13 protein-coding genes are annotated in these 15,475 nt (G+C 64.3%); 4 read left to right on the top strand and 9 right to left on the bottom strand.

Going from position 1 to position 15,475, the window contains the following annotated elements; translation table 11 throughout:
- Positions 1-131: 131 nt before the first annotated feature.
- Positions 132-686, bottom strand: coding sequence for a phasin family protein (locus tag C2134_RS02050; protein ID WP_043626618.1), 555 nt, complete (start codon positions 684-686; stop codon positions 132-134).
- Positions 687-873: 187 nt separating this feature from the next.
- Here C2134_RS02050 and phaR point away from each other — a divergent pair, with 187 nt between their 5' ends.
- Both phaR and C2134_RS02040 read left to right on the top strand, forming a co-directional pair.
- The gene (gene phaR, locus C2134_RS02045) at positions 874-1,440 is read left to right on the top strand and encodes a polyhydroxyalkanoate synthesis repressor PhaR (RefSeq protein WP_043626620.1); all 567 of its coding nucleotides are present in this window, start codon (positions 874-876) and stop codon (positions 1,438-1,440) included.
- Positions 1,441-1,538: 98 nt separating this feature from the next.
- Positions 1,539-2,837: a methyltransferase gene (locus tag C2134_RS02040; protein WP_103317141.1), complete on the top strand. Its 1,299-nt coding sequence runs from the start codon at positions 1,539-1,541 to the stop codon at positions 2,835-2,837.
- Positions 2,838-2,920: 83 nt separating this feature from the next.
- Here the strand turns inward: C2134_RS02040 and speG are convergent, their stop codons facing one another.
- Positions 2,921-3,448, bottom strand: a complete 528-nt coding sequence (gene speG, locus C2134_RS02035) for a spermidine N1-acetyltransferase (RefSeq protein ID WP_103317140.1) — start codon at positions 3,446-3,448, stop codon at positions 2,921-2,923.
- 352 nt (positions 3,449-3,800) lie between these two features.
- Between speG and rimO the strand changes: the two genes are divergently transcribed.
- The gene (rimO, locus tag C2134_RS02030; protein WP_103317138.1) at positions 3,801-5,117 is read left to right on the top strand and encodes a 30S ribosomal protein S12 methylthiotransferase RimO; all 1,317 of its coding nucleotides are present in this window, start codon (positions 3,801-3,803) and stop codon (positions 5,115-5,117) included.
- A 13-nt stretch (positions 5,118-5,130) separates the two neighbouring features.
- Here the strand turns inward: rimO and C2134_RS22030 are convergent, their stop codons facing one another.
- Positions 5,131-5,259 carry a hypothetical protein gene (locus C2134_RS22030; protein ID WP_255408065.1) on the bottom strand — a complete coding sequence of 43 codons (129 nt, stop codon included), beginning with the start codon at positions 5,257-5,259 and terminating at the stop codon, positions 5,131-5,133.
- On the opposite strand from C2134_RS22030, the gene C2134_RS02025 reads away from it, so the two are divergent.
- Positions 5,258-7,780 (top strand): EAL domain-containing protein, encoded by a 2,523-nt coding sequence (locus tag C2134_RS02025; protein ID WP_103317150.1) that lies wholly within the window; start codon positions 5,258-5,260, stop codon positions 7,778-7,780. The two genes, C2134_RS22030 and C2134_RS02025, sit on opposite strands and share 2 nt — an antisense overlap.
- Positions 7,781-7,851: 71 nt before the next feature.
- Here the strand turns inward: C2134_RS02025 and serS are convergent, their stop codons facing one another.
- The 6 genes from serS to C2134_RS01995 are packed head-to-tail and all read right to left on the bottom strand — an operon-like array spanning position 7,852 to position 15,467.
- Positions 7,852-9,135 carry a serine--tRNA ligase gene (serS, locus tag C2134_RS02020; RefSeq protein ID WP_103317136.1) on the bottom strand — a complete coding sequence of 428 codons (1,284 nt, stop codon included), beginning with the start codon at positions 9,133-9,135 and terminating at the stop codon, positions 7,852-7,854.
- Positions 9,136-9,137: 2 nt separating this feature from the next.
- The gene (locus C2134_RS02015) at positions 9,138-10,469 is read right to left on the bottom strand and encodes a replication-associated recombination protein A (protein ID WP_103317135.1); all 1,332 of its coding nucleotides are present in this window, start codon (positions 10,467-10,469) and stop codon (positions 9,138-9,140) included.
- A 48-nt stretch (positions 10,470-10,517) separates the two neighbouring features.
- A complete protein-coding gene (locus C2134_RS02010; protein ID WP_103317133.1) occupies positions 10,518-12,449 on the bottom strand; it encodes a BglG family transcription antiterminator in 1,932 nt (643 codons plus the stop codon).
- A gap of 45 nt (positions 12,450-12,494) precedes the next feature.
- Positions 12,495-13,235 (bottom strand): 2-dehydro-3-deoxy-phosphogluconate aldolase, encoded by a 741-nt coding sequence (gene dagF / locus C2134_RS02005; protein ID WP_103317132.1) that lies wholly within the window; start codon positions 13,233-13,235, stop codon positions 12,495-12,497.
- A 2-nt stretch (positions 13,236-13,237) separates the two neighbouring features.
- Positions 13,238-14,350, bottom strand: a complete 1,113-nt coding sequence (locus C2134_RS02000; protein ID WP_103317130.1) for a DgaE family pyridoxal phosphate-dependent ammonia lyase — start codon at positions 14,348-14,350, stop codon at positions 13,238-13,240.
- The gene (locus C2134_RS01995) at positions 14,334-15,467 is read right to left on the bottom strand and encodes an amidohydrolase/deacetylase family metallohydrolase (protein WP_103317129.1); all 1,134 of its coding nucleotides are present in this window, start codon (positions 15,465-15,467) and stop codon (positions 14,334-14,336) included. The genes C2134_RS02000 and C2134_RS01995 overlap by 17 nt, the downstream gene beginning before the upstream one ends.
- Between the last annotated feature and the right edge of the window lie 8 nt (positions 15,468-15,475).

Below are 15,475 nucleotides of genomic sequence, written 5' to 3'. Positions count from 1 at the left end.
AGCCATGAGAACCTCCTGCGCAGAAAGGGAAACCGCCCTGCTAGCTACGCCAGCAGGGCGGTTGAGTCGGGCTGACCATCACATTAACCCCGCCGGCAAGGGCGGGGTTGGCTATGGCTTCACGCCATCTTTCAGACGGTAGCGCCGCGCTTGGCGGAGTTCTTCACCGCGTCGGCAGTGGCGCTGGTCGCGGCCTTGACGCTGCTGTCGGTGAATTCGGCCACTTGCTGGGCAGCCTTGCTGAAGGTGTTGACGGCGGCGGCCGCGGCGGCAACCGAAGTCTTGACGGCGTTCAGGGTGGCGTCGGAACCGGCCGGGGCGTTCTTGGCGAACGACTCGATCGAGTTGATCAGCGACTTGTTGTACAGGCCAACGCTCTCTTCCACCAGCTTGCTCAGCTCGCTTTGCGCCGCGGAGACCACTTCATACACGTTGCGGGAGTGGCTGACGGCCTTGTCGATGTTCTGGGTGGCCAGCTTGTTGAAGTGGTTGACGGCTTCCTGCGGATCCTTGAATTCGCCCAGCTGTTTGGCAGCTTTGGTGTGGTCTTCCAGGGATTGCTTGGAAACGTCCAGTTGCAGCTTGACCAGGCGTTCGGCGCTATCCAGCGCGATCTGGGCGAAGCGCAGAGAGGACTCGATGCCGGTCAGCGACAGTTTGTTCAGCTGTTCATTGTTTAAGGACATGGTGTAAAACCTCCATTACGTGGAAAATGGGGTCGAACGATTGCTGTGCTTGGATGGATTGTGCATTGCACAATGACGACGAAATGTAGCACACGAGTTGGTGGATTGGTAGTAGATTTGCTCTACTCTGTTGTATTTATGTTAGATTGCCAGCGGACAACGCCACGACAATAACCAGGAGCGTTAAATGAGTGTTGAGAAACGGGTCATCAAGAAGTACCCGAACCGTAGACTGTACGATACCGCCACCAGTTCCTACATCACGCTGGGCGATGTCAAGCAGCTGGTTCTGGACAATGTGGATATCCAGGTAGTGGATGCCAAGACGCAGGAAGACATTACCCGCAGCGTATTGCTGCAGATCATTCTGGAAGAGGAAAACGGCGGGATGCCGATGTTCAGCTACGAAGTGCTGACTCAGTTCATCCGTTATTATGGCCAGGCCATGCAGGGCATGATGGGCCCGTTCCTGGAAAAGAATCTGCAATTGTTCTCGCAGCTGCAACAAAAGATGCAGGAGCAGACCCGCGCCATTTACGGCGACAACGCCATGCTCAACACTCCGCTGTGGGGCGAGTTCATGAAGCTGCAGGGTCCGGCCATCCAGAACATGATGGCCAACTACATGGAGCAAAGCACCGGCATGTTCCTGGAAATGCAGAACCGCATGCAGGAGCAGACCAAGCAGCTGTTCGGCGGTTTCGGCTTCCCGGCTTATCCGGGCGCCGAAGAAAAGGACAAGGACAAGTCCTGAGCGAACGGGACGGGCGCTCCATTGCCTGGCAGACCTAAGCAACAAGCCGGAGGCGGTTTCGCCTTCGGCTTTATTTTTTCGCACATGGCAAGGTGTAGATGACGAGCGAACAAGCATTGCGGCAGGCGCAGCGGCTGCACTTGGCGGGCGAGGCGGCCGCTGCAGAGGCGGCCTACCGCGCGCTGCTTGGCGACGAAGCGGTGGGCGTGGCGGCCGGCCATTGGCTGGGTTTTCTGTTGCTCCAGCAAGAACGGCTGGCAGACGCTTATGCCTTGTTGTCGCGCGCCGTGGCAAGCGACGGCTCGCACGCGGAGTGGCATTTCAACCTGGGCCTGGCCAGCGCGCGCCTGCACAGGGGGGATGAGGCCATCGCCGCCATGCGGACGGCTATTGAGCTTGACCCTTCGCGTTATTGTTACTGGACACATCTGGGGGCCTTGCTGACGCAGGCGGGGCACGATGGGGAGGCGGAGCACGCTTTGCGGCAGGCCGTCTCGCTCGATCCGCAATGCCCCGACGCCTATTACCTATTGCGCGACGCGCTGCTGCCGCAGCAGCGGTATGCGGAAGCCAGACGCAGCAACGCGCAGGGCGTATTGGCGGAGCCGCCGGGCAAGATGACGCCGATCGCCGTGGCCCAGGCCTGGTGCGAACTGGGCCGCGGGGATCAGGCACGGGCCATGGCGGAGAGCTGGCTGGCTCAGCAGCCGGACCATCCGGTGGCCTTGCACATGCTGGCGGCGTTTGGGAAGGGCGATATGCCCCCAGGCTGTTCCGATGCTTATGTCGGCCAGGCATTTAACGCGGCGGCCGCTGGCTTTGATCAGGCATTGACCCGCTTGCGTTATCACGGCCCGCAATGGGTGGCCGATTGCCTGGCCCGCCTCGCCATCGCGCCGGCTTCGCGTACCGTGCTGGACCTGGGCTGCGGCACCGGCCTCATCGGCGCGGTCCTGAGGCCGTATGCCCGCCGCCTGGACGGCGTGGACCTGAGCGAAGGCATGCTGGAACAGGCTCGCGCCAAGCAGCTGTTCGATAACTTGCATCAGGCGGATATGCTGGACCATCTGCGATTGGGACTGCGCGGCTACGACCTGATCTCCTGCCTGGACACCCTGCCGTATCTGGGGACGCTGGATGGGCTGTTCGATTTGTGCGCCTCTTCGTTGAGCCCCGGAGGCCTGCTGCTGTTCTGCACGGAAATGCTGGAGGATGATCCAGGCGACTACCGGCTGCACCATAGCGGACGCTATCGCCATCACCCCGGCTATCTGGACCGTTTGCTGGCGGGCAACTGGCGCGTGCTGACGCGGGAGCGGCTGCCGGTCCGGGATGAGGCGGGATGCCCGGTGATGGGTGAGTTTGTTTGCGCGCGGCGCGGCGCCGCGGAGGGATAGGGGAGCCGCGGCCATGCCCCCTTCATGCGTGTTCCGTGGCGATGACGCCCGCCCGGGGCGTCATCGGCGGGCGGTTTGGAGCGTCAGGACGCCTGTTTCAGAAATTCAGGCTGGAATATGCACATCCGCAAGGCGCTGCGGTAGCGGCCATTGGCGAAGAATTCGTCTATCAGCTCGCCCTCCTTGCGAAAGCCCAGCTTCTCGTAGACGTGGACCGCCTTGGCGTTTTCCTTGTCGACGACCAGATATACCTTATACAGATTGAGCACGTTGAACGCGTAGCGCAGCGCCAGCTGGGTGGCCGTGCTGGCATAGCCCCGGCCCTGATGCGCCGGGTGGATGATGATCTGGAATTCCGCGCGGCGGTGGATGTAGTCGATTTCCACCAGCTCGACCAAGCCCACTCTCTGCTCTCCGCCTACGATGACGAAGCGACGCTCGGTTTGGTCATGGATGTGCTTGTCGTACAGATCCAGCAGTTCGACAAAAGCTTCGTAAGGCTCTTCGAACCAGTAGCGCATGATGTTGGCGTTGTTGTCCATTTCGTGGACGAAGGCGAGGTCGTCCCGCTCCAGCGGGCGCAACTTGAGGTCGGCATGTTGAAACAGCATGTGGGTAGTCCTGTGCGATGAATGATGAAGCGTTGCGAACAAAACCGGGTAGCGATCCTGGCTAGCGGTCGCATGTTTTGTTGGCGGCAAAAGCGGCCGCTGGATAGGTAAGCGGAAGGATGCGATAGGGTGGATGTGCCGGGATAACGACAGTCGGACCGGCCTCGCCAGTCGAAGTTCATGTTGCGCCGGCGAGACGGCGAATGGGCCTGTCATCAGTTAAGCGCTGGCGGCTATTGCTGAAGGCGTATCCAGTTGCCGCGGATGGCGTGCGTGTCCGCGATGATAGTTTTGATCACGGAAGTGTAAATCGCTGTATACTTTCGCGTTTTTCGTTTTTCGCGCACTCGCTATGAATAAAACTCCTCGTGTTGGTTTCGTATCGCTGGGCTGCCCCAAGGCCGCGAGCGACTCCGAACAGATCCTGACCCGCCTTCGCGCCGAAGGCTACGACATCGCCGCTTCCTACGACGGGGCGGACCTAGTGGTGGTGAATACCTGTGGTTTTATCGACTCCGCCGTGGCGGAATCGCTGGACGCCATCGGCGAGGCGCTGAACGAGAATGGCAAAGTGATTGTCACCGGCTGTCTGGGGGCCAAGGGCGATGTCGTGCGCGAAACGCACCCTTCGGTCTTGGCCGTCACCGGTCCGCATGCCACCGAGGAAGTGATGAGCGCGGTGCATACCCACCTACCTAAGCCGCATGACCCCTTCGTCGATCTGGTGCCGGACATCGGCGTGCGCTTGACGCCCAAGCACTACGCCTACCTGAAGATTTCCGAAGGCTGCAACCATCGCTGCACCTTCTGCATCATCCCGTCGATGCGCGGCGATCTGGAAAGCCGTCCGATTCACGACGTGCTGCGCGAGGCCGAGAGCCTGGCCAAGGCCGGCGTCAAGGAAATCCTGGTGATCTCGCAGGACACCTCCGCCTACGGCGTGGACACCAAGTACAAGCTGGGCTTCCACAACGGCCGCCCGGTCAAGACCCGCATGACCGAGCTGTGCGAGGAGCTGGGCCGCCACGGCATCTGGGTGCGCCTGCATTATGTCTACCCGTATCCGCACGTGGACGAGGTGATTCCGCTGATGCGCGACGGCAAGATCCTGCCGTATCTGGACATCCCGTTCCAGCATGCCAGCCAGAAAATCCTCAAACTGATGAAGCGTCCGGCCAACAGCGACAACGTGCTGGCCCGCATCAAGAAGTGGCGCGAGATCTGCCCCGAGCTGGTGATCCGCTCCACCTTCATCGTCGGCTTCCCCGGCGAAACCGAAGAAGACTTCGAAGAGCTGCTGCAATTCATCCGCGAGGCCGAGCTGGACCGCGTCGGTTGCTTCACCTATTCGCCGGTGGAAGGCGCCACCGCCAACGAACTGCCGAATCCGGTGCCGGAAGAGGTGAAGGAGGCGCGCAAGGAACGCTTCATGGCCGTGCAGGCCGAGATCAGCGCGCGCCGTCTGGAGCGCCGCGTCGGCCAGACCCTGCAGGTGCTGGTAGACGAGATCGACGACGAAGGCACGGCCGTGTGCCGCAGCTACGCCGACGCGCCGGAGATCGACGGGCTGGTGTTTGTCGAGGACGCCGCCGGCATGCAGGTGGGCGAGTTCTACCAGGTGGAAATCGTCGACTGCAGCGAACACGATCTGTGGGGCATGCGCCGCTAGGCTGGCATTTGGATTACTGATAAGGCGCCACGGCAATCGCGGCGCCTTTTTCTTGTTTGGCATTATTTTGCGCCAGGCAGCCTTGTTGCAGCAGGGTTAACGTTATAATGGCCGTCACCGAATATGACGCATCCATTCCCATGCCCCTGCCTCATCCCGACCAAACCATAGCCGAGATCGCCTCGTGCGACCTGCTCAGCTGTCCGCAGTCTTTGTCCATACGGGAGGCGGCCAGCCGCATGATGGCGGCCGGCTGCAGCTCCATCGTGGTGCGTCACGAGGACAGCGGCGAGGTGCTGGGCATCTGGACCGAGGCCGATGCGCTGGATGCCTCGCTGGGGCGGGTCGATCCGCTGCTGCCCGTGGGACAGGCGGTCAGCGCCGGGGTGGTGCTGTTGCCGCACGATATGCCGCTGTTGGCCGTGGTGCGGGAATTCCGCGCGCGCCAGCTGCGCCACGCTTTGGTCATGAAAAACGGCGCGCCGCTGGGCATGGTCACTCTCACCGATATCGTGCGCAACCAGGGGCTGGAGTCGTTCCTGATCGTCAAGCGGGTGCGCGATCTGCCCGGCCAGCCTGCGCGCATTCTGCCTGCCGCCGCGTCTGCGCAGGAGGCGATGCGGGCCATGCGCGAACACGCGCTATCCGCGCTGGCGGTGGCGTTGGACGACGGCGCTTACGGCATCGTCACCCAGCGCGACGTGCTGCGCTGGCTGGCCGCCGACGCCCTGCCGCCGACGCTGGGCGAGGGCTGCCGCAAGCCCTTGATCGGCGTGGCGGACACGGCCAGCCTGCTGCAGGCGAGGCAACTGGTGCAGCAACACAATATCCGCCATCTGGCGGTATTCGGCGAGCACGGCCAGTTGCTGAAGCTGCTTGGTTTCGACGACATCGTGCAGGGCATCGAGCACGAATACCTGCATGAGCTGAACGAGGCGCTGCGCCAGCGCGACCACGCCTTGCAGCAGTCGCGGCACAGCTTGCTGCTGGCCGACAAGGTATTCGAATCGACCATGGAAGGCATCGTCATCACCGACCGCAACGGCGTGATCCAGTCGGTGAATCCGGCCTTCAGCCGCATCACCGGCTACAGCCGCGAGGAGGCGATGGGACAGACGCCGGCCATGCTGAAGTCCGGCCGGCAGCCGCCGGAGTTTTATTACCACATGTGGCAGACCCTGCTGCGCGACGGCTGCTGGCAGGGCGAGGTGGTGAACCGGCGCAAGGGCGGCCTGCTGTACACCGAACACCTGAGCATCACCGCCATCCGCGATGGCCAAGGCGAATGCCTGCATTATGTGGCGGTGTTTTCCGATATCACCCAGCGCAAGCAGGCGGAGGAGCGGCTGCACTTCCTGGCCAACCACGACGCGCTGACCAGCCTGCCGAACCGCACCTTGTTTCTGGAGCGCTTGCAGCTGGCTGTGGACGGCGCGGATGCCGGCGGCTATGGGGTGGCGCTGTTGTTCATCGATCTGGATCGTTTCAAGCTGGTCAACGATACGCTGGGCCACTATGCCGGCGACCAGTTGCTGATCCACATCGCGCGCCAATTGCAGTCGCTGTTGCTGCCTGGCGAGACGGCGGCGCGGCTGTCGGGCGACGAATTCACCGTACTGCTGGAGGGCGCGGCCGGCGAAGCGCAGGTGGCGGCGCGCGCCCAGGCCATCCTGGACGCCATCACCGCGCTGTCCGGCGCGGATGGCCAGCAGATGTTCATCTCCGCCAGCATAGGCATCAGCATGTTCCCGGACGACGGCCGCGACGCCGACACCTTGCTGGTGCACGCGGACACGGCGATGTACCGCGCCAAGCAGCGCGGCAAGAACGGTTTTCAGTTCTATACCGCCGATATGAACGCGCGGGCGCTGGAGCGGCTGAAGCTGGAGTACAGCCTGCATCGCGCCTTGGCGCAGCAGGAACTTGAGCTGTGGTACCAGCCTAAAGTCGCGCTCGACAGCGGCCGCATCGTCGGCGCCGAGGCGCTGCTGCGCTGGCGCCATCCGGAACTGGGCCTGGTGCCGCCGGACCGCTTCATTCCGATCGCGGAGGAGAGCGCGCTGATCGTGCAGATCGGCAATTGGGTGCTGGACACCGCCTGCGCCGATATCCGCCGCTGGCGCGATGCCGGCCATTTGCCGGGGCGGGTGGCGGTCAATGTTTCCGGCCGCCAGCTCAAGCACGGCGATTTCACCCGGCAACTGGAGGACATGCTGCGCCGGCACGATCTGGACAGCGCCGACCTGGAGCTGGAAATCACCGAGAGCGTGGCGATGGATGAGGCCGGCGGCATGGTGGACATGCTGCGCCGGCTGCAGCAATTGGGCGTGTATCTGTCCATCGACGACTTCGGCACCGGCTATTCCTCGCTGTCTTACCTGAAGCGCCTGCCGGTGCGAGGGCTGAAGATAGACCGCTCTTTCATCGCGGATTCAGTGCGCGACAATGACGACGCCGCCATCACCCGCGCCATCGTCTCCATCGCCCGCAGCCTGGGGCTGGACGTGGTGGCGGAGGGGGTGGAGGACGAGGAGCAGCGCCGCTTCTTGCGGGAGCTGGGGTGCAACTGCGCCCAGGGCTTTTTGTTCAGCAAGCCGCTGGCGCGCAGCCAGTTCGAGGTGTTGCTGGCGATCCAGGCCAGTCAGCCGGCGCTGGCTCACTGAGCCGGCCCGCGCCGGAAGCGGCGCGCAAAAAAGACCGGCTTCGCGAAGCCGGTCTTTTGTCAGCGGGTAGCTTAGCCGCCGATCCGGTCCTTGCCCATGTACGGGCGCAGCACGGTCGGGATGGTCACGCTGCCGTCGGCGTTCTGGTAGTTTTCCAGGATCGCCACCAGGGTGCGGCCCACGGCCAGGCCGGAGCCGTTCAGCGTGTGCACCAGCTGGTTCTTGCCGTTTTCATCCTTATAGCGCGCCTTCATGCGGCGGGCCTGGAAGGCCTCGCAGTTGGAGCAGCTGGAGATTTCGCGGTAGGTGTTCTGCGCCGGCAGCCACACTTCCAGGTCGTAGGTCTTGGACGAACCGAAACCCATGTCGCCGGTGCACAGCGTGATCACGCGGTAAGGCAGTTCCAGCGCCTTCAGGATGTTCTCGGCGTGGCCCACCATCTCTTCCAGCGCGGCGTAGGAGTCTTCCGGCTTCTCGATGCGCACCATCTCCACCTTGTCGAACTGGTGCTGGCGGATCATGCCGCGGGTGTCGCGGCCGTAGCTGCCGGCTTCGGAGCGGAAACACGGCGAATGCGCGGTGAACTTCTTCGGCAGCTCGTCGGCCTGCAGAATGGTGTCGGCCACGGTGTTGGTCAGCGTGATTTCCGAGGTGGAGATCAGGTATTGCGGGGTGGCGGATTCGTCGCCGCCGCGCATCACCTTGAACATGTCTTCGGCAAACTTCGGCAGCTGGCCGGTGCCGAACAGCGCGGTGTCGTTGACGATGTACGGGGTGTAGTGCTCGACGTAGCCGTGGTTGCCGGTGTGGGTGTTCAGCATGAACTGGGCGATGGCGCGGTGCAGGCGGGCGATGTCTCCCTTCAGCACGGTGAAGCGCGCGCCGGACAGCTTGGCGCCGGTTTCGGCGTCCAGGCCCAGCGGGATGCCGACGTCGACGTGATCTTTGACTTCAAAGTCGAACTGGCGCGGCACGCCCACGCGGCGCACTTCCACGTTGTCGGTTTCGTCCTTGCCCACCGGCACCGATTCGTGCGGCAGGTTGGGGATGGACATCAGCCAGGCGTCCAGCTTGCTCTGCACGCCTTCGAATGCCAGTTCGGCTGCCTTCAGCTCGTCACCCAGCGTCGCTACTTCGGCCATGATGGCGGAGACATCCTCACCCTTGCTCTTGGCGATGCCGATCTGCTTGGAGGAAGCGTTGCGCTTGGCTTGCAGTTCCTGCATGCGGGATTGCAGAGACTTGCGCTCGGATTCCAGCTGATTGAATGCGGCGGTGTCCAGGGTGTAGCCGCGGCCAGCCAGACGGGCGGCGACGGCTTCGATGTCGTTGCGAAGTAAGTTGATGTCGAGCATGATTATTCCTGTTTTTCACTATCGGGATTTTGCTGGGCGTCTGCATCCAGCTGACGCAAAAAAGCCAGTTTGTCCTGAATCTTGCTTTCCAGTCCGCGCGGTACAGGGCGATACCATTCGATGTCTTCCAGCCCTTCCGGGAGATAAGTTTCCCCGGCGGCGTAGGCGTGGGGCTCATCGTGCGCGTAGCGGTAGGCGTGACCGTAGCCCAGTTCCTTTATCAGGCGGGTCGGCGCGTTTCTCAAGTGTACCGGCACCGGACGGGATTTGTCCTGTTTCACGAAGGCGCGGGCCTCATTATACGCCTTGTACCCGGCATTGCTCTTGGCGGCGACGGCCAAATAAATCACCGCTTGTCCCAGCGCAAGCTCGCCTTCCGGGCTGCCCAGGCGTTCATACGTCGCCGCGGCGTCGTTGGCGATCTGCATGGCGCGCGGATCGGCCAGGCCGATGTCTTCCCACGCCATGCGCACGATGCGCCGCGCCAGGTAGCGCGGGTCGGCCCCGCCATCCAGCATGCGGCAGAGCCAGTACAGCGCCGCGTCCGGATTGGAGCCGCGCACCGATTTGTGCAGCGCGGAGATTTGGTCGTAGAAGGCGTCGCCGCCCTTGTCGAAGCGCCGCGCGTTCAGCGTCAGCACTTCTTCCAGAAAGTCTGGGTCAATGTCCGTCTTGCCGCACGCCTGCGCCGCGGTGCGGGTCTGTTCCAGCAGATTCAGAAAACGCCGCGCGTCGCCGTCGGCATAGCCGGTCAGGGTGGAGACGGCGGCCTCGCTGAAGCTCAGCCCGTCCAGCGCGCCTTCGGACTGGGCGCGCTGGAACAGCTGCTGCAATTCGTCCTCGCTCAGGCTGTTCAGCACATACACCTGGGCGCGCGACAGCAGGGCGGAATTGACCTCGAAAGAAGGGTTTTCCGTGGTGGCACCGATGAAGGTGATCAGGCCGGATTCCACAAACGGCAGGAAGGCATCCTGCTGGCTTTTGTTGAAGCGGTGCACCTCATCGACGAACAGAATGGTGCGCCGTCCGGAACGCTGCAGCGCCGCATGGGCTTTTTCCACCGCCTCGCGGATGTCCTTGACGCCGGCGAACACCGCCGAGATCGGGATGAACTCGGCGTCGAAGCTGGCGGCGAGGATGCGCGCCAGCGTGGTCTTGCCGACGCCGGGCGGCCCCCACAGTATCATCGAGTGCGGCTTGCCGGCTTCCACCGCCAGGCTCAGCGGTTTGCCGGGGCCGATCAGGTGCTGCTGGCCGATCACCTGATCCAGCGCGGCCGGGCGCAGGGCCTCGGCCAGCGGTTTTTGCGGTTCGACGGAAAAAAGATCGGACATGGCGGGCGGGAACGGCGGTGACTCGGGCTGACAGTATATCAGCAGTCGTCAGCCCGCCGCGCCCTGACGCCGGGACAGGCAGTCGGTGGCCACTTGCTTGAAGCTGTCGAAGCTGCGGCATTCTCGCAGCCGGGCGGTGGAACGCTCGCGCATCAGCGATACGAACAAGTCGTAGATCACCATCGCTTCTTCGTAGTCGTCCTTGCTGATGGCCAGCAGGAAGATCACGTGGGCGATGTTGCCGTCGCCCCAGGCGATGCCATGCGGCGCCAGCACGGTGTAGACGGTGGTCCGGCGTGCCAGCAGGCCCAGCGAGTGGGGCAGGGCGATGCCGTCGCCCAGCATGGTGCCGAGTATGGCCTCGCGCTCCACGACCGAGGGGTAGTAGTCGCCGTCGACATAGCCCTCGTCTTGCAGCTGTTCGCATAAGGCGCGGAACAGCTGCGCCTGGCTCATGTCCGGCGCGGCCACCAGAAAATGCCGCGCATTGAAGTAACGCGCCAGCATGGCGCAGCGGCTGCGGTCCGGCTGCACCATCTTCGCCAGTTGTTCCAGCTGGTAATCGGATGGAAACGGCGATGCCACCACCACCGGGCGGTTCTTTTCCTCCAGCCGCGCGGTGGAGATCACGAAGTCCGCGGCGATGGCGGGCAGCGCTTCGTACTCCTGCTGCGACAGCGCGCCGGCGATGCTGATCTGCGGAAAGCGGCGGTGCAGCATGGCCTCCAGCATGCGCAGCGAGGAGGTGCCGCTGTCGCAGACCAGCAGCGCCTGCGGCCGATAGATGAAGCCGATTTGGTAGTGCCGCTCCAGGCCGACGCCGATGTGCAGCACCAGATAGCCTATCTCGTCTTCGCTGATCCGGTACGGCGAGTGGCGCGCCCAGCTGGACACCGCCGCCAGCGTGATGTCGTAGGCCATCGCGTAGTGCTCCTTGATGTCGGCCAGCACCGGATTGGGCAGATTGATCTGGTAGCGCACCCGCGTGATCATAGTCCTGACGTGGGTGGCCAGGTCCTGCGCCAGCCTTTCGTCGTGGCGCAGATCGTAGTTGTAGTGGGTATTGATGTAGTCCAGCAGGTAATGCACCAGCGCTTCGGCATCGTCCGCGTTGATGGTGACCGGCTTGAGGCTGGCCACGCTGCGCGCCGAGATATGGACGGCGAGAAAGGCCTCCTCTGCCGCCGACAGCGCCACGCCGGACAGCTTGCATAGCAGCTGGGCGATATGCGCCGCCAGGTGGCGGATGTCGTGAGCGATGTCGTCGCAGAGGAAGTCCTCCAGCGGAAAACCCTCGCGCAAGCGCTGGCAGGCAAGGGCGCAGTATTGGCAGAGGAAGTGCATGCCCTCGTCGGTCAGCCGGATCTGGCTGGCGGCCAGGTAGTCGGCCAACGCGCTTCTGAGCGTGACGAGGTCATCGTCTGGCTGGGCGTCGCCCGCCAGCAGCGGATGTTCCGGCTGGTCGCGCGCCAGCTGGCACAGCAGTTCGGCCAGGCAGGTGCGGATGGAGGATTCGCGGCCCAGCAGTTTCATGCCGTAGTGCGGGCGGGTTTCGATGGTGAGCTGGTAGCGCGCCAGCCAGTCGCGCACTTCGGTCATGTCGCCTTGCAGGACGGCGCGGTTGACGAACCACTCGTCGGCGATGTCCTGCAGCTTCAGCGAATAGGCGGCGGTGAGGAAGCGCCACAGCAGGCAGTGCACCCGCTCGCTGCCGGTGCGCGGCAACCGCCGCGATGACGGCGCGGCCTGGCGCAGCTTGTCGAAGCGTTCCGCATCGCCGATTTCCAGCCGGTAGCCCTCGCCGCGCTCCAGCACGAATTGCGCGCCATGATCCTGAAGCAGGGCATTCAGGGCGCCGATGTCGCTGCGCACCGTCCGGGTGGATACCGCCAGCCGGCGCGCCAGTTCTTCCTGCGGCAGGGTTTCCGCTTGCAGGGTGGCGAACAGCTGGGCGAGTCGGGGGTGCGGGAATCGGACCATGGGCTACCTCGGCAAGCTGGCCTCGCAGGCCGGCGGATTACGGGATCAGGCCAGCGCAGCCTGGGTCATCGCGAGCAGGGCGCGCACGTCGGCGGGGCGGGTGTGGCCGCTGGCTGGGTCGATGATGGAGCTGTAAATGTGCGGAATAATGCGCGGTACGCCGGCGTCCAGCGCAATTTGCAGAATTTCCCTGTAATTTTGGAGGTCGATTCCGCCGGTTGGTTCCAGCCAGAAGTCGTGGCGGGCGCAAGCCTCGGCCACCGCGCGGTATTCCTCGCGAAATTTCAGGCCATCCATGGAGAAGTATTTGATGGAGTCGGCGCCCATGTCCTTCAGCATGGCGATGGCGGTTTCCACCGGCACCACGCCGGACGGCGCGCTTGCGCTGAGCGGGCCGGTGGAGATCTTCACCATGCCGATCAGGCCGCACGGCGACACCAGGCCGTTGACGACGGTCTCGTTCTGGCCCAGCAGCGCGCGGCTGGCACCGACGCCGGTGAACACCTGATTGACGTGCTGCGGCTGCAACTGGCCGGCGATGGCGCTGACCATGGCGGACTGGCGCGGATCGCCGGCGCCCAGGCCAACCGAGATCGCATTGTCGATGGCGGCGGCGTAATCGCGCATGTCGGCGACGGCGCTGGCGACATCCGGGTAGTTTTTGGACAGCAGCCCGACCAGTACATGGCCTTCGGCGGCATCGTAGATTTCCAGCGCATTCTGTTTGCTGCCGGCCAGCACGTTCAGGCAGACGCGGTCTTGATGGAAGTTGGGGGTCAGTCGCATGTTCAGCGTTCCTTCAACAGGGTTTCGATGCAGTGGCCCAGCGTGTCGAGCTGTTGGTCGTCCACGCTGCGGATGTCGAATTCCAGCCGGCCTTCGTTGGCGTGGTATTCGCGGCAATAAACGGCGGGGGTGCCCGCCTTGAGCCGCTGGGCGGCGGCGGCGGCGTCTAGGCCGGCCTGCGCCGGGTCAAAGGCGACTTCGGCGCGGGCGATGTCGCGGCCGGCGCTGTCCCAGGCCAGCCGGGCGCGGACGCCGGGCAGATGGTTGAGGCGGGCCAGCAGCGGCTCCAGCCTGCGCGCCATTTCCGCGCCGCTGCTCTTGGGGGCGGACAGATAGCGCTCGACGGCGGCGGTCAGGCCCAGAATGCCTTCCTTGCCTATCTTCATCGCGCGGCCTATGCCCTTGCCTTGCAGCTTGACCCACTCGACGTATTGGCGGCGGCCCAGCACCAGCCCGCTGGACGGGCCTTCCATCGCCTTGGCGCCGCTGTAGATCACCAGGTCGGCGCCCTGGCGGTAATAGCGGTTGAGGTCTTCTTCCGCGGCGGCGTCCACGATCAGCGGCACGCCATAGGCGCGCGCCACGGCCGCGGCTTCCTCTACCGTCGGCATGCTTTTCTGCACGGCGTGGTGGGACTTGATGTACAGAATGGCGGCGGTGCGCGGCGTGACGGCGGCCGACAGCTGGGCCGGCGTGCATTCGTTGGCCCAGCCGGCTTCCACGACTTTGCCGCCGCCCAGCGCCACCATGGTGGCCACCGGCGCGCCATAATTCACGTTGTGGCCCTTGGCCAGCACAATCTCGTCCGGGCCGTCGATGGGCGCGGCATGCAGCTGGACCAGCAGCGCCGGATTGTCGCGGACGATGACGGCGGCCACCGACAGCGCGATGCCGGCCGAGGCGCAGGACACGATGGTGGCGGCTTCGGCTTCCAGCAGGCCGGCGATGTAGGCGCCGGTCTTGTCCACCAGGTCCGCCATTTCAAAGTAATGCGCCATGCCGTGGCAGGCGGCATCGACTACTTCTGGCGCGGGCGTGGAGACGCCAAGCAGGGTCATGCGGCCGGAAGCGTTGATTACCGGCTTGAGCTGGTATTTCTCATAGATCGAAGACATGGGATAGCTTTCCTTCGCGAGTCGGCCAGATTTGGCCGGCGATGATGGCGGCCAGTGGCCGCAGCGTTTGCGTGGCTTGCAGGCTGCCGCCTTCGGCATCGGCCAGGAGGGCGTCGTCGGCGGCGACATCGAACACGGTGAAATCGGCTGCCGCGCCCGCTTCCAGCCGGCCTTTGCCAGCCAGGCCCAGAGCATCCGCGGCGTGGGTGGTCACGCAATCGATCAGGCGCGGCAGCGGCATGCCCAGCGCCAGGAATTTGGACATGACGTGGGCCAGGCCGAACACCGGGCCGGACACGCGGTTGCGGCAGTAAATGTCGGAGCTGATGGTGCGCGGATAGATGCCCTGCGCCAGGGCCGCCCGCGCCACTTCAAAGCTGAAGCTGGCACTGCCGTGGCCCACGTCCAGCAGCACGCCGCGTTCGATGGCGCCGAGGATGCTTTGGCGCAGCCGCGCCTGGCCGTCCAGGATGCGGTTGGGCTTGCCGTTGAAGCAGTGGGTGAGGATGTCGCCCTTGTCCAGCATGGCGGCGATGTCATCCAGGTCCGGCGGCGTATTGCCGACGTGCACCATCAGCGGCAAGCCGCCGGCCTGCTGTTGCAAGGTTTTGGCCAGGGCCAGCGGCGCCAGGCCGTTGCTGCCCACCACGCTGCCGCTCAACCGCGCCTTCAGGCCGACGATGAAATCGCGGTGCTGGCGGATGGCGGCCAACGCCAGCGGCAGATCGACATCGGCCAGATTGGCCAGCTCGTGCTGGGTGGCCAGGCCGATGCGCGAGATGTTGAGCAGGGCGCGGACTTCGGTGCGGGCGCTGTCCGCCAGCTGGCGGAAGCGGGCGATATCGTCGGCGCCGGCGCTGCCGGCATCCACCACGGTGGTGACGCCGCAGGCGATGCCCACCGCATCCGGCTCGTCGTGGTAGATCGGAGATTCAGGGAAACAGTGGACGTGGCCGTCTATCCAGCCGGCGCTGAGATAATGGTGGCCGGCCAGGTCCAGCGTGCGCAGGGCGGGGCCGTCCACCCGGCCGATGGCGGCGATGCGGCCATCGGCTGCGGCAAGGTCGTGCAGGCTGCCATCTGGCAGGCGGGCCTGGTGGATGATCAGATCGTACATGGCGTCTC

Source organism: Chromobacterium sinusclupearum, from assembly GCF_002902845.1.
Classification (GTDB): domain Bacteria; phylum Pseudomonadota; class Gammaproteobacteria; order Burkholderiales; family Chromobacteriaceae; genus Chromobacterium; species Chromobacterium sinusclupearum.
This window is presented reverse-complemented; position numbering and strand designations above follow the sequence as displayed.

Coding starts and splice junctions, on each gene's coding strand:
- C2134_RS02010 (WP_103317133.1), bottom strand. CDS start 12,449: ATGGTCCGATTCCCGCACCCCCGACTCGCCCAGCTGTTCGCCACCCTG.
- rimO (WP_103317138.1), top strand. CDS start 3,801: ATGAATAAAACTCCTCGTGTTGGTTTCGTATCGCTGGGCTGCCCCAAG.
- C2134_RS02015 (WP_103317135.1), bottom strand. CDS start 10,469: ATGTCCGATCTTTTTTCCGTCGAACCGCAAAAACCGCTGGCCGAGGCC.
- C2134_RS02000 (WP_103317130.1), bottom strand. CDS start 14,350: ATGTCTTCGATCTATGAGAAATACCAGCTCAAGCCGGTAATCAACGCT.
- speG (WP_103317140.1), bottom strand. CDS start 3,448: ATGCTGTTTCAACATGCCGACCTCAAGTTGCGCCCGCTGGAGCGGGAC.
- phaR (WP_043626620.1), top strand. CDS start 874: ATGAGTGTTGAGAAACGGGTCATCAAGAAGTACCCGAACCGTAGACTG.
- dagF (WP_103317132.1), bottom strand. CDS start 13,235: ATGCGACTGACCCCCAACTTCCATCAAGACCGCGTCTGCCTGAACGTG.
- C2134_RS02025 (WP_103317150.1), top strand. CDS start 5,258: ATGCCCCTGCCTCATCCCGACCAAACCATAGCCGAGATCGCCTCGTGC.
- C2134_RS02050 (WP_043626618.1), bottom strand. CDS start 686: ATGTCCTTAAACAATGAACAGCTGAACAAACTGTCGCTGACCGGCATC.
- C2134_RS01995 (WP_103317129.1), bottom strand. CDS start 15,467: ATGTACGATCTGATCATCCACCAGGCCCGCCTGCCAGATGGCAGCCTG.
- C2134_RS02040 (WP_103317141.1), top strand. CDS start 1,539: ATGACGAGCGAACAAGCATTGCGGCAGGCGCAGCGGCTGCACTTGGCG.
- serS (WP_103317136.1), bottom strand. CDS start 9,135: ATGCTCGACATCAACTTACTTCGCAACGACATCGAAGCCGTCGCCGCC.
- C2134_RS22030 (WP_255408065.1), bottom strand. CDS start 5,259: ATGGGAATGGATGCGTCATATTCGGTGACGGCCATTATAACGTTAACC.